Raw genomic sequence first — 13,644 nt, forward strand, 5'->3', positions numbered from 1 at the left:
GCACCATCAACGGGAGGTTCCGTATGAGCCAGTCAACAGAGAGCACCACCGAAAGCAATCCGTTCACCAAACCCGGATTCATCATCGCGGCCGTGCTGGTGGTCGCGCTGCTGGCAGCAGGAATTGTCATCTTCCTGCTCCCCAAAGGACAGAGTGACGCACAGCCAACACCACCGGCTACCGGAACCGGCAGCACGCCTGCTGCCAGCCCCAGCGCCTCTGCCGCTGGCAGCAGCGTCTGCGGTCTTCCAACCTCGACGGAAACGTCACTGGGCGCAGCACCGGAAACCAAATGGGAGCTGGTAGGAACGATGGCTGCGCCCACCGACCCACAAATTGGTCCGGGGAAGACAGACGCCCAGGGGATCAGATCTTGCTTCGCCCACACCCCAAAGGGTGCGCTCTACGCGGCTGTGAACCTTTGGGCTCTGGGCAGCGACCCTTCAAAGGAACGCGCTATCGCCGAACAGCTCGCTGCAAAGGGACCTGGTCGTGAGGCAGGCATGAAAGCGCCCCAGACTCAGGCTCCCGCTTCATCAGTGAAAATTCAGATCGCCGGATTCAACGTCTCCTATACGGCCAACCAAGCCGTCGTCGACTTGGCGTTCAAGGCAGACAACGGTGCGCTTGCCTCCGTTCGCACCACGTTGCTTTGGCAGGACGGTGACTGGAAAGGCGTCGTCGCCGATAACGGCGCGCCGCTGGAAGAACCGCGACAGGTACGGGACCTGTCCGGCTTTATCCCGTGGAGCGGAGCATGAAACCCACATGGAACCCCGTTGGGGACTGGGTTCAGGGCCTCGCCGATGATGCAATCAGCAACTTGGCGAAGTCCATCATGGAGGGAATGAGCCAGATGGTGACGACCCTGTCGACCTTCTGGGTCTCTATGCCAACGGTGAACCTGATCAGTGAGGACCGCACCGGAGCGAGCCCGGTTGTCTCCACAATGAACAGCCAGCTGTGGCCATGGACGCTAACCTTGGCCGTCCTGGCAGTCATCATCGGAGGAATCCGCATGATTTGGGAGCAGCGGGGCGCACCGTTGAAAGATCTTCTGCGCTCACTCATCACCCTCACTGTGGTGTCCAGTCTTGGTGTGGGTGTCATCTCCATCTTGATCATCGCGGCGGACACATTCGCGGCCGCCATTATTGACCGATCCACCGACGGGAAGGGCTTCGCGGAATCGATGCACGTCCTTGTCGTAACGGGACAGACCGGTGTCGGGGCTTTCGTTCTGATCGTTCTGGGCCTCGTCGGCTTGATTGCATCTCTGGTTCAGATCGTGCTGATGGTGGTCCGCAGCGGCATGTTGGTGATCCTGGCGGGCATCCTGCCCACCACGGCCGCATTCACGAATACGGAGATGGGCAGGCAGTGGTTCCAGAAGGCAGTTGGTTGGACCATCGCCTTCATTCTCTATAAGCCGGCTGCCGCCATCGTGTACTCGGTCGCATTCCTGCTGATGGGCAACACCAGCGGGAAGGATGCCCTGGTTGGCTCCATTACGGGGTTCACGTTGATGATCGTTGCCCTGTTAGCCCTTCCAGCCCTGATGCGGTTCGTCACGCCGATGGTGGGAGCCGTTGCCGCTGGCAGTGGGGCAGCGGCAGGAGCCGCCGTGGGTGCCCTTGCCACCGGAGCTGTGTCCATGGGCCGAGTTGGCAGTGGACGGGGCAATGCAGCGCCCACCCCAGCCAGCACCAGCACCAGCAGCACAACCAGCACGAACACAGGCAGCTATCCCAAGGGCAGTTCTGGATCTTCAGGCCCCCGCGGTGGGGGAGGGCAGCCAACGCCTGGCTCTTCGGGTCCGCGTGGCGCCGCTGGCACCGCAGGCAAAGCGGGACCGGCAGCACCGGCCGGAGGTGCTGGGGCTGCTACGGGAGCGGCAGCCACGGGCCCGGCTGGCATGGCCGTAGCCACAGGCGTACAGGTGGCGTCCAGGACGTCAGAGGCAATCAAGACGACCGCGCAGGATTCAACCGGGGAGGGCCCCAGTGGCAGCAATTAACACCGAATACAAAGAACCGTCCTACGGCAACTGGCGCGTTCCGCGCTCAGCCGGCCTGGGCAACCTCGGCGCTATCGGCACCGCGATTGTCATGGTCGGCCTCCTGCTGGGCATCGTCAGCTTCGCCATCTGGGGCCTCTTCGCCGGCCTTGGCGTCCTCGCGGTCGCCGGCTCCTGCGCCCTGCTGCTGACAGTCAAAGACAAGCACGGCCAGTCAGTAGTGGACCGTCTCGGTATCCGCATGGCGTTCAAGGTCTCAAAGTCCTCAGGGACGAATCTGTACCGTTCCGGTCCACTGGGCGTGACGGAGTGGGGCATGTACCAGCTCCCAGGGCTGGCTGCGAAGTCCACCCTCTACGAGTTCACCGACTCCTACAAGCGCCCCTTCGCCATGCTGCACGTCCCGGCCACCAGCCACTTCACCGTGATCTTCTCCACCGAACCCGACGGGGCCTCCCTCGTGGACCCGGAACAGGTCGATGCCTGGGTCGCGAACTGGGGCGGCTGGCTCGCCGGACTGGCCGACGAGGCCGGCCTGGACGCGGCCGCCGTCACCGTTGAGACCGCACCGGACTCCGGCCACCGGCTGCGGAATGAGGTCATGTTGAATATCGACCCGGACGCCCCTCAGTTCGCCAAGGACATGCTCCACGAGGTCGTCGAAACCTACCCGGAAGGATCAGCCACGGTCCGCGCCTGGGTTTCCCTGACCTTCAACGCCTCCCTGCGCGCGGGCTCGAAAAAGCGCACCCCGGAGGACGTCGCCCGCGACCTGGCCGCGCGGATCCCCGGGCTCTCGGCCCGGCTGCAGTCCACCGGCGCCGGGATCGCCCGGCCCATGTCCGCACAGGAACTTTGCGAGGTCGTACGGATCGCCTACGACCCGCCCGCAGCGCTGATCATCGACGAAGCCCACGCGGCCGGCACCCCGGTGTCGCTGACCTGGGGCGAGGTCGGCCCGACCGCGACGCAGGCAAGCTGGGACGACTACCGCCACGACTCCGCGTTCTCTGCCTCCTGGACCATGACCGGGGCTCCCCGCGGCTCCGTGAACTCCTCCGTCCTCTCCCGGCTTCTGGCCCCGCACGGCGACATTGACCGCAAGCGCATCTCCCTGCTCTACCGTTTGATGGACTCCGCCCGTGCCGCAGCGGTAGTTGAGCGGGACCAGAACAACGCCAACGTCCGCATCACCTCGGGCACCCGACCGACAGCCCGGGCACTGGTGGATGCCCGCTCTGCTGTGCAGACCGCCCAGGAAGAAGCCCAGGGCGCGGGTCTGGTGAACTTCGGCATGGTCGTCACCGCCACGGTCACCGACAAGGAACGTCTGCCGGACGCCGTTGCTGCCATTGAACAGACCTCCGGTACCGCCCGCGTGCTGCTGCGCCGCGCCTACGGCTCCCAGGACACCGCGTTCGCGGCGTCCCTGCCCCTGGGGTTGGTCCTGCCCAAGCACAGCATGGTGCCCTCCGAAATTAAGGACGCCCTCTAATGGCCCGCATGAAGCTTTTGACAGTAAAGAAGTCAAAGACAGTAAAAGCCCCGGCAAAGGAAGCAGGGCCTGGTTCGCGGGGCTGGACCGGACGGGGCGGCGGCATGGCCCAGCTGCTCCCGTCCGTCCGGGAGTACCGGGGAACCACCGTCCAGGTCTGCGGACTGTGGCCGTTCTCTTCGGGTGCATCCTCGCCCATGATCGGTGTCCCGCTCGGCCGCCACGAGGAAACCCAGGCAACGGTCTGCTGTGACCCGATCAGCTGGTTCCAGCGCGCACGGCTGATTTCCAACCCGTCCGCGTTCATCCTCGGCAAACCCGGCCTCGGAAAGTCCACCGTCGTCCGACGGATGTTCATTGGCCTCTCGGCCCAGGGAGTCCACCCCCTGATCCTTGGCGACCTCAAGGGCGAGCACGTCAAAGCCGTGAAAGCCCTCGGCGGCCAGGTCATCAAGCTCGGCCGCGGCGTCGGCTACATGAACATCCTCGACCCCGGCCAGGCAGTTGAAGCAGCCCAGCTGCTGGAAGACAGCGGCCACCATGAAGACGCCACCCGGGTCCGGGCCGACGCGCACGGCCGTCGACTGACCATGGTCGTCTCGCTGATCACCATCAGCCGGAACAACCCGCCGACCGACCAGGAACAGACCATCCTGGACCGGGCACTGCGGGTCCTCGATGACCGGTTCGACGGCATTCCGGTCCTGAAAGACCTGCTCGATGTGATCGTCTCCGCCCCGGATGAGCTGCGCCAGGTCGCGCTGGACCGTGGCGACATGAACATCTATCTGCAGGAAACCCGGGCGTTGGAAGCCACTCTCCTGGGCTTGACCGGCGGAGGAAAGCTGGGAGAAATCTTCTCCCGTCAGACAACTAACCCAATGAAGCGTGACCGGGCCGTGGTCTTCGATGTCTCCAGCATCGACGAGACCGAGACAGACCTGCAGGCCGCTGTGCTGCTGGCCTGCTGGTCTTACGGCTTTGCGACTGTGAATGTCGCCAACGCCCTCGCCGACGCGGGCCTGGAGCCGCGCAGGAACTACTTCGTGGTTCTGGATGAGCTGTGGCGGGCCCTGCGTGCCGGGAAAGGCATGGTTGACCGAGTGGACGCCCTCACCCGGCTTAACCGCTCCGTCGGCGTCGGGCAGATCATGATCTCCCACACCATGTCCGACCTGCTGGCGCTGCCGGCCGAAGAGGACCGGATGAAGGCCCGCGGCTTCGTCGAACGCTCGGGCATGGTGATCTGCGGCGGCCTTCCCGCATCCGAGATGCCGCTGCTGACCTCCGCGATACCCCTGTCCCGGCAGGAACAGCAAAAGCTCATTTCCTGGCAGGACCCGCCAGCGTGGGACTCCCGTGGTGTAGACGTCGAACCGCCAGGGCGTGGGAAGTTCCTCATCAAGGTCGGCGGCCGTCCCGGGATCCCGGTCCAGGTCGGCCTGACCTCGGTGGAGCACGGCCCCGACGGGGTCAACGACACCGACGGCAAATGGCACGGATCCCCGGAACCGATCCTTGACCCGGCCGCACCCATCGTGGCAACTGAAGGAGGCGTACTGTGAGCGCACCGAACCGCAAAGGCATGGGCCTCGGCGACGCCATCCTCGTATGGCTGGCCATCGGCTTTATCGTCGTCTTCGGTGGCGGCACGTATGCGGCCGCACACATCGGCTCCTGGATGGCAGGCATCGACGCGCCGCCGGCGCACCCCATTGACCTGATCGCCGGGCTCATCAAGGGCAAGGTGCCCTGGCCCGCCCAGTCCACCGTCGTCGTCTGCGTCATGGCCGGCCTGATCCTGGCACTGGGCGTCGTCGTCCTGGTGGCGTGGCGGCAGGGCGCGTCCAAGCGCGCCCGCGTGGACAAGGCCGCCCGCTACCTGGGCCGGGGAAAGTCCCTCGCCGCGTTCTCCGAAAAGGGAGCGCAGGCCAAAGCCGAACGGCTGGGAATCAAGGACAACCCGGGCATCGTCGTCGGCAAGGTGGTCTCCACCGGCCAGAAATTCATCCAGTCCTGGGAAGACCTCAGCCTCGATATCTGGGGTCCACGAACAGGTAAGTCGACCTCCCGGGTGATGCCCGCAATCCTGAACGCACCAGGGGCTGTGGTTTCGACGTCGAACAAGCGTGACGTCGTGGACGGCACCCGTGGCGTCCGCGAGGCTACGGCCCCGGTGTGGGTGTTCGATCCGCAGAAAATCGCCCAGGAGGAACCGGACTGGTGGTGGAACCCGCTCTCCTACGTAACGGACGAAGAGAAGGCCTACAAGCTCACCCAGCACTTCTCGGTCGGTTCACGGGTGCCGGGATCCAAGCCGGATGCCTACTTCGATCCCAAAGCCGAAGACATTCTCTCCTCGTACTTCCTCGCGGCCGCGTTGGGCGGGCTGCCCATCACCCAGGTCTACCTCTGGGTGACGGAGCAGGTAAACCGCGAACCCATCAACATCCTCAGAACACATGACTACGAGCTGCAGTACAAAGGCCTGGAGTCCACGCTGGAACTGGCAGACAAACAGCGCGACGGCATCTTCGGCACCGCCGAGAAAATGATTCAGTGCCTCAAGAGCAGGAACACGCTGCGGTGGGTCGCCCCGACCGGCGGCGCGAGCGTGGCTACCGATACGCGCCGTCAGTTCAAGCCGCGCGCGTTCGCTGCCTCACAGGAGACGATCTACATCCTCTCCAAGGAAGGGGCCGGCTCGGCTGCCCCGCTCACCACGGCACTGACGGTAGCCATCGCCGAGGCCATGGAAGAACGCGCCGAGCGCAGCGGCGGACGCCTGCCCAAGCCTGCGCTGTTCGCCCTCGACGAGTTGGCCAACGTCGTCCGCTGGGCCGGGCTGCCCGACCAGTTCAGCCACTACGGATCCAAGGGCCTGATCGTCATGGGCATCCTGCAATCCTGGTCCCAGGGCGTCGAACTCTGGGGCGAGGCGAACATGCGCAAAATCTGGTCCGCCGCGAACGTCAAGGTCTACGGCGGCGGCGTCGCGGAAGAAGGATTCCTCCGGGCGCTCTCGGATCTGATCGGTGACTACAGCTACATCAATGTCTCTGTCTCTTCCGGCAAGTCCGGGTCCAGCCGTTCCCGTCAGGAAGGCAAGGAACGCATTTTCGATGTCTCCAACCTCGCTGAACTCGACCGCGGCCGCGCGGTGATCCTCGCTTCGGGGGCACCGGCAACGCTGGTGCGCACACTGCCCTGGTACACGGGCCCGCACAAGGAAGCCGTGGAAGCGTCCATCCAGAAGTACAGCCCGCAGCCCGAAGTTGAGCCAGCCCCGGTCCCGGCCGTGCCGAACGCTAATCCCTGGGTCACGAAGTAAGGAAGCGCCTCCCTCATGGAAGATGATTTCGGGCTATTCGATACCGAGACCCCCGCCCCCACTCCAGACCGGAGAGGGGACGGAAAGACCGAGGAGACACCGGAGCTCGTCTACGGCTCGGCCGAAGAATTCCTGCACGAGCAACTGCTGCCCACCTACGTCCGCAGCGTCACCGGGAAATCAGCAAAATGGTGCATCGAGTGGTACTTCCACCCCGAAGCAGTCTCACGTGTCGCGGGCATGTGGCGTTCCTGGGAACACCTACGCCTGGACGCTGCCACCGGCATGAGCGTCTGGTGGCGGGACCACGCAGACCACCACATGAGAGTCCTCCTGGACCCACAAGGACCGTTCTACAACTGCGACATGAAAGAACACCGCGACCCCGAACACCTGGAACCGAAGAAAGCACCGGAGGGCTGGTTCCCAGACGTGCGAGTCCAGGACAGGTAGTTCTGGCAGAACCAGGTGACTCTAAGCTGTCCATGGCTGGGGTCAATCCGGGTTATCCACGGCTGGAAATCGGGAGCCAGCGGGGTAGCTCCCTCAGCAACAGCAGCGGTGGATAACCAACCAGAATTGTCCCCGGCTGTGGGCAGTGGAACTATTTGCGATCAACAACTGGGCCCTCGGACCGCCCGATGACCTGTCGACGATCACGCATCCGACGCTGATCGTCAACGGCGACAACGACCGCATGGTGCCGTCCCCTCTCTCCAGCGAGCTCGCGCAGCGAATCCCCGGGTCGGAACTGGTCATCTACCCCGACTCCGGCCACGGCAGCATCTTCCAGAACCACGAGGAGTTCACGCCGGTCGCCATCCGATTCCTCGCCGGCTGAACGACCCGACGAAGAGCCAGTCGGCTTCGGGGTTGCGCCGCGGGAGCGTACTGCGCCGAGTTGGCCAAGGTATCACCAGCCGCGGAGTGCAGTGGGGACGGAGTGCTTCCCTGGAGCAGACCTTGGAAGCATCGGCCGGGCGGGTCAGGTGCGTTTGGGCGAGGCGAAGGATGAGTCGAGAGCCGATGTTCGCATCCTGATATCGACGATCATGAGAACGAACAGGGAGGTGCTCAGGCCTGCCAGTGACAGCGCGGCGATGCCGACGGCGGTGCTTAGGCCGTTGCTGGTCGCGAGTGCGCCAACGCCGATGGCGGTGCCTGCCTGGAAAGCGTAGGCGATCAAATAGAGCAGAGACAGTGTCGCCCCGCGGTGACGTTCGGGAGCGGCTTGGTTAATGAGTCCGAGACCTCCGGTGAAAGCGAAGGAATAGGCGGTCCCGCCGACGAAACACCAGCCGAGGAAGAGCGAGATCGACCCGAATGCGCTGGCGGCAGCCATGAGTCCGAGGCTCAGGACCGTCAGGGCCGCACCCACCCAGACCGAAGCGCATGCCGGGACGCGGGAGAGGAAAAGTGCGGTGATTCCGATGGCCGCTGCCGAGCATCCCAGCAGGAGACCGACGATCGCGGTGTTCCCGGCTTGGGCGAACTCGGTGATCATGTGCGCGCCGAGCGAGAGGAAAATCGCACCCACGCAATAGGCCAGGGATACCGACAAGGTGGCGATGGAGAAACGCAGTCGAATGACCCGGGGCACGCTGGGTGCCTGCGGTTGCCAACGTTGGACTTGGCTCGGCCTGTCGTCGGGAGTGCACAACAGCGCAGCGATTGATGCCAAGGACAGGATGAGCAGGACGATGTAGCTCCAGAACAGTGGCATCGGGAAGAACTGCGCGAGCGCGCCACTGACTATGAGGGCAAGGGTGAGTCCGGTCGCGGTGGCCAGGGTTGCCATGGAGCTGGCGAAACGTGGGCTGCCGGTGGTGTTATTCTCGATCAGTGCCGCAGTCCCTGCTCCCATTGCCAGTCCTGCGCCAGCGCCTTGCAGCACGCGTCCGGCAAATAGGAATGCCACGTTGGGCGCGAGGGCGAAGATCACGGCGGAGGCGGCGATGAGCACGACGCCGGCAATCATGACCAATCGCCTTCCGAACCGGTCCGAGAGGTTCCCAAAGATCGGAAGGACGACGAGTAGTGCGAGCGGGTAGGTCGCGAATACTGCGGTGACGATGAGCGGGGTCAGGTCCCACTGCGCAGCGTAGATCGGATACAGCGTGCTTGGGGCTCCCGAGGACCAGAGCACCAAAGCGAGCACGGATGCCGACGCCCAGAACGCCCCGCGCCTGCCCATCCGGCTTCGACTACGGGGAGGGAACGTAGAATCCGGCCGCGCCGCGCTTATTCGCGTCATCGGCCATGACCCGGGTGGATGATCAAGCAGGTGCTCGATGCAGTGGCCAGCACCCTGCCGTCACTGTCCCGGATGTCGGCTTCGGCGAAGGCAGCGCTCTTGCCGCGGCGGGTGATCCAGCCGAGTGCAGTGACGGCGCCGGTTCCGGCGGTGATCGGCCGCAGGAACGAGACCTTGATCTCCAGGCTCGTGTACCCGACTCCCGCAGGCAGGGTGCTGTGCACGGCACACCCGGCCACCGAGTCAAGAACCGTCGCGAAAAATCCGCCGTGGACCGATCCGATCGGGTTGTAATGCGACTCGTCAGGCTGTGCTGTCATCACGACATCGCCATCGGCGACGGAGACGAATTCGAGCCCGATATGGCTGCTGATAGGGGGCGGTGGGGTCCGGCCGTCGGCCAGCGCGCGCAACTGCTCGACCCCGGTCCGCTCGAACAGCTTCGTTCTGTCTTCTTCGGGGCTGTGGTAGCGGATGGTGCGCGAACGGTTCGTCAAGGGGGCGAGCGGTGATGCCATTAGCGTTCCTCCGTGTGATCGATAAGAAATGGGGATCTCAGGCGACGGGGAGAATCGATCGGCGCCAAGTCGTCTTGGTCCGTGCGGATGGATTCACCGACCGGCTTCTCCCACTGGTCGAACTGGTAGGTGACGGGGGGTTGATGATGTTACCGGAGCACCGATGTTCTGCAGCGCACGCATCACCTCCTTGACGGAAGGTAAGTGATGTCGTGCGAGCAGTTGGTTTGATCCTATTGGTGCTAGCTTTGTTATAGCAACCCAGATCGGGCTGTAACGCGTGAATCTAGGCAACATGAGGAGCTTTTGGCAATGCCGGTATTTCAGGTTCATGTCCCTGAGGGTCGATTCTCCTCAGCTCAGAAGCGTGCACTGGCAAGCGCGCTGCCACGGACGCTAAACGAGGCTCTGGGGATTCCTGCCGAGGATCAGTTCGTCGCGATCACCTCGCATCACCCGGACGAGCTCTACTTGGATCCCGGATACATGGGGATGAATCGAAGCGGCGATGCAGTCATCATTACCGTGCTCTTCACTGCCGAGCGACCCCTGGCGGACAAGAGAATGTTGACGAAGGCAGTCTGTGAAAATGTCGTCGACGCGCTGGGTATTGGTGCTGACGACGTATTCATCGCACTGATTCCAGTGCCGAAGGAGAATTTCTCCTTCGGCAGGGGAGAGCTGCAGCTCGCGCCGCGCAGCTGAGTCGGGTGCCCCACCGCCTGTTGTGCACCGGATGTCCTTGGATTGGTTGTAGAGAGCCAGAGTTAGGATTGGAGCATGCCTAGAATGTCGCAAGCCTTGACGGATGCATTGACGGGCCAATGTGCCATCGCACGCAGTCTGGGGGTTCTCAGCGATTCATGGAGCTTTCTCCTGCTTCGCGAGGCACACCTTGGCAAGCGCACTTTCGCGCAATTCCGAGATTCTTTGGGCATTGCAACTGACGTGCTCAGCGCGCGACTGGACGCGCTGGTTGAGCACGGAATCCTAGAGAGGATTCCTTACCAGGAACCAGGGCAGCGCATGCGCGATGGCTATGGACTGACCGCAGCGGGCGATGAGTTGAAGGTCGTCCTGGTGGCAATGCAGCAATGGGGTGAAGTGCACGTCCCACGGGAGCAAGGTTTGAGCGTACTTCCCGTGACTCGAGACGGTCGAAAGCATGTGAGAGCAAGCTTGGTCGACGCCGAGGGCACGATCGTGGCCCACGAGAACGTAGAGTTCGTTCGCGTCACCACCCCTGGATGAGGAACGGCGCACGTCCTGGCACAGGGCACGAAAAATGACTGTGCCATAACCGTCAGGCCGTGATCCTCCGGCATGGCGCGATACCGGTTATGCTTTTTTGACGGACTTTTAGAAAGCGGATGGCGGAACCGGGGCGCCGGCCCCGGATCGGTGGGGCCGAATCCCTGGGGCCGCGACTTTGGTCTGTGATCCGTCGCCCTGTCTGCTGACACTATCCGTATCTGCCGCGGTTGGGGCACCTTCACCGGGCCTTTTTGCGGGTGGGGTTTACGCGAATCCAAGGAGTCCTGAAATCCGCTCCTTTTTAACTGTGGGGTTTTGCCGGGGGAGTAGTGCGCTGAAGGACCGACTTATAGGACCTAGGCATGATCGCGGCCGCTCCTCAGCAACTCTGAACATCGACGTTCAGGATCCCACGCCCACCAGCGTTTTCATGAGAGCATCATCGAGTGGAGAGCCTGCGTATAACCTGCAGATCGATGCGCTGGTTGTCGTTTGGAGCGGCTGCCCCCGCCATACGTCTTTCGAGCAGGTTTAGGATGGCTTCGGCGGATTTGTGAGCGTCGATGCGCAGTCCGGTGATGGGCACCGAAGCAAATTCTGCCAGTGGACCATCCGTCATTGTGGCGATCATCAGTCCTTCGGGGATGGGAATGGAGGCGCCTTGCGCCGCATCCAGTACCCCTGCCGCGAAGATGCTCGACGTAGCCACTATGGCATCAGGAGGGTTGGAGATGCGGAGTAACTTTGTGGCTATTTCTGATGCTGCGGGGCGTCCGCGTTCAGTATCTGCAACACGGATCAATGGGTCGCCTGTGTTGACACGTATGAAATGCATGTAAGCCGATACGACAGCTCGCCTGTACATGTTGTCGGTCCCGCCTACAAGAAGTCCGATTCGCCGGGCCCCGCTGTCGTAGAGATGTTTCAACAGTTGGATGGTTGACTGCTCGTATGCTGCGCCGACCCACCAGCGAAATTCGCGGGTCCCTGGGTCGGGGTCGTAAGACACTACGGGTAGGCCGGAGGCCATGATCTTCTTCAGTACTTCGTCGTTGTGGTTCGGGGAGATGAGAATGCATCCGTCAAGGCGGGGTATACCGCCCGCGACATCGTCGATGTCGCGGGCGGTGGTGACATTGAAGCCCTTGGTCATAGCCGCCACGGCCATTGCTCCGGCGAGATTGGGGAACGATGTGGTGCCAAAGCCCGAGGAGCGAAGCGATTCCGGTGGTCGCAGCAGGACCGCGACGTTTTTCGGTGCCGCGGAGGTGAGGTATCCGAGGTCAGTGGCGGCCTGCCAAACCCTTCGCTTCGTTTCTGGGGCCACGTAGCGTTTCCCGCTGAAGCTGTGGGAGGCAGTTGTCAGAGAGACTCCGGCGGCGAAGGCAACGTCAATGAGCCGCGCCGAACGATTTCCATCCGGTTCAGATGGAGGAGAGGTCCTTTTGGTTATCATCAATGTCCGCATTCGATAGGTGCGCGGTTTCGCGCAGTCCCAACGAGCATAGAACGAGCACGAGCATCGCAAAGGATCCGTATGCTGCCACCGAGGTCGGGTTGTTGTCCGAGGCGACGAGCAGTGCCGTGGCAATGAATGCCGCGGTCCCGCCACCGAGAGCAGCGCCCAGCTGGTACGACGCTGACATTCCGCTGTAGCGCATCCGAGCTGGGAACTGTTCCCCAAGAAAAGTGGGAACCGGTCCCTGAGTCACGCCTGTGAGCGCGCCGACAATTGCGAAACTCAGCACGACCATGAGAACGCTGTGCGTGTTGACCATCGGGAAATACAGGTAAAGGAACCCGGCCATAGCAATTCCTCCGGCGACCATGACCTTTTTTCTGCCGTACTTGTCCGACAGCAGGGCAAAGAACGGCGCGCTGAAGATCAATAGGGCGCTGTAGGCGAGCTGGCCAATGAGACTTTCAGACGCTCCGTATCCAATGCCGGTGAGATAGGACAGGAAAAACGTAAATCCGATGTAGGCGATCGTGTTGTAGCCGTAGCTCACACCGATGCCGAGGAGGATGGTCCGAGGGCTGCGACGGAAGGCCGCAACCAATGGGATCTTATGGTCATCAGTGTCGGCTTCAGTTTTCTCTTCCTCGGGCATGGACATCCGGGCGAAGAGCCCGACTATGACGAGCACGCCTCCGATCAGGAACGGAATCCTCCACGCGAACGGAGTGAGTTGATCTTGGAAAAGAAGGCTCACGACGGCGAACACTGCTATGCCAAGCACGCCTCCGATACCAACGCCCATGCTGGTGAAGCTGCCCCAGAAACCTCTGCGGTTCTTGGGAGCGTTCTCCATGCCGAACAAGGCGGCGCCGCCCCATTCTCCGCCGGCTGCGAAGCCTTGTATCAGGCGGAGCGTCACGAGCAGTACGGGCGCCCAGAATCCGATGGTGGCGAAATCCGGAAGTAGCCCGATCATGAAGGTGCTCACGCCCATAGTGATCAGGGTTAGGATGAGCATTTTTCGGCGCCCGAACTTGTCGCCGAAGTGGCCGATGATGATGCCTCCAAGCGGGCGAGCCAGGAAGCCAGTTCCGAAGGCGGCGAATGCGTACAGGGTTCCTATGAGTGGGTCGACGGCGGGGAAGAACACTGAGTTGAAGACCAAACCTGCGGCCAGGCCGTAGATCAGGAAGTCGTAGTATTCCAAGGCTGTTCCGAGCCCTGAGATCAGGAAAGCTCGGAGCGGTGACACTTTCGTGAGTTCTTTGTTCCTGGAGGGCGGGGTGTCGGCGATAGGGGTCATGTCAGAGCTTCTC

The 13,644-nt window shown here is 62.8% G+C and carries 13 protein-coding genes; 9 read left to right on the forward strand and 4 right to left on the reverse strand.

Annotation, left to right across the window (positions count from 1 at the left end):
* The first annotated feature begins 23 nt into the window (after positions 1-23).
* The 7 genes from AC5RVS_RS17040 to AC5RVS_RS17070 all read left to right on the forward strand — a co-directional run bounded on the left by AC5RVS_RS17040 (position 24) and on the right by AC5RVS_RS17070 (position 7,684).
* Positions 24-761 carry a DUF8175 domain-containg protein gene (locus AC5RVS_RS17040; protein ID WP_494109013.1) on the forward strand — a complete coding sequence of 246 codons (738 nt, stop codon included), beginning with the start codon at positions 24-26 and terminating at the stop codon, positions 759-761.
* On the forward strand, positions 758-2,017 hold the full coding sequence (locus AC5RVS_RS17045) for a TrbL/VirB6 family protein (RefSeq protein ID WP_494109014.1): 1,260 nt from the start codon (positions 758-760) through the stop codon (positions 2,015-2,017). Before AC5RVS_RS17040 ends, AC5RVS_RS17045 begins: the two co-directional genes overlap by 4 nt.
* The gene (locus AC5RVS_RS17050; RefSeq protein WP_494109015.1) at positions 2,004-3,512 is read left to right on the forward strand and encodes an SCO6880 family protein; all 1,509 of its coding nucleotides are present in this window, start codon (positions 2,004-2,006) and stop codon (positions 3,510-3,512) included. The genes AC5RVS_RS17045 and AC5RVS_RS17050 overlap by 14 nt, the downstream gene beginning before the upstream one ends.
* Positions 3,512-5,077: a helicase HerA domain-containing protein gene (locus AC5RVS_RS17055; protein WP_494109016.1), complete on the forward strand. Its 1,566-nt coding sequence runs from the start codon at positions 3,512-3,514 to the stop codon at positions 5,075-5,077. The genes AC5RVS_RS17050 and AC5RVS_RS17055 overlap by 1 nt, the downstream gene beginning before the upstream one ends.
* Positions 5,074-6,843 carry a type IV secretory system conjugative DNA transfer family protein gene (locus AC5RVS_RS17060; protein ID WP_494109017.1) on the forward strand — a complete coding sequence of 590 codons (1,770 nt, stop codon included), beginning with the start codon at positions 5,074-5,076 and terminating at the stop codon, positions 6,841-6,843. Before AC5RVS_RS17055 ends, AC5RVS_RS17060 begins: the two co-directional genes overlap by 4 nt.
* Positions 6,844-6,858: 15 nt before the next feature.
* Complete coding sequence (locus AC5RVS_RS17065) at positions 6,859-7,296, forward strand: DUF4913 domain-containing protein (RefSeq protein WP_494109018.1); 438 nt, start codon at positions 6,859-6,861, stop codon at positions 7,294-7,296.
* Positions 7,297-7,441: 145 nt separating this feature from the next.
* Positions 7,442-7,684, forward strand: coding sequence for an alpha/beta fold hydrolase (locus AC5RVS_RS17070; RefSeq protein ID WP_494109019.1), 243 nt, complete (start codon positions 7,442-7,444; stop codon positions 7,682-7,684).
* A gap of 144 nt (positions 7,685-7,828) precedes the next feature.
* On the opposite strand, the gene AC5RVS_RS17075 is transcribed toward AC5RVS_RS17070, so the two are convergent.
* Both AC5RVS_RS17075 and AC5RVS_RS17080 read right to left on the reverse strand, forming a co-directional pair.
* A complete protein-coding gene (locus AC5RVS_RS17075; protein ID WP_494109020.1) occupies positions 7,829-9,097 on the reverse strand; it encodes an MFS transporter in 1,269 nt (422 codons plus the stop codon).
* Positions 9,094-9,615 carry a PaaI family thioesterase gene (locus AC5RVS_RS17080; RefSeq protein ID WP_494109021.1) on the reverse strand — a complete coding sequence of 174 codons (522 nt, stop codon included), beginning with the start codon at positions 9,613-9,615 and terminating at the stop codon, positions 9,094-9,096. The genes AC5RVS_RS17075 and AC5RVS_RS17080 overlap by 4 nt, the downstream gene beginning before the upstream one ends.
* Before the next feature lie 312 nt (positions 9,616-9,927).
* Here AC5RVS_RS17080 and AC5RVS_RS17085 point away from each other — a divergent pair, with 312 nt between their 5' ends.
* A complete protein-coding gene (locus AC5RVS_RS17085; protein WP_494109022.1) occupies positions 9,928-10,320 on the forward strand; it encodes a tautomerase family protein in 393 nt (130 codons plus the stop codon).
* Between the two features lie 96 nt (positions 10,321-10,416).
* Complete coding sequence (locus AC5RVS_RS17090; RefSeq protein ID WP_494109023.1) at positions 10,417-10,866, forward strand: winged helix-turn-helix transcriptional regulator; 450 nt, start codon at positions 10,417-10,419, stop codon at positions 10,864-10,866.
* A gap of 442 nt (positions 10,867-11,308) precedes the next feature.
* On the opposite strand, the gene AC5RVS_RS17095 is transcribed toward AC5RVS_RS17090, so the two are convergent.
* On the reverse strand, positions 11,309-12,337 hold the full coding sequence (locus AC5RVS_RS17095) for a LacI family DNA-binding transcriptional regulator (RefSeq protein ID WP_494109024.1): 1,029 nt from the start codon (positions 12,335-12,337) through the stop codon (positions 11,309-11,311).
* Positions 12,294-13,631 (reverse strand): MFS transporter, encoded by a 1,338-nt coding sequence (locus AC5RVS_RS17100; RefSeq protein ID WP_494109025.1) that lies wholly within the window; start codon positions 13,629-13,631, stop codon positions 12,294-12,296. Before AC5RVS_RS17100 ends, AC5RVS_RS17095 begins: the two co-directional genes overlap by 44 nt.
* Positions 13,632-13,644 lie beyond the last annotated feature (13 nt).

The organism is Arthrobacter sp. Y3221048, assembly GCF_059092685.1.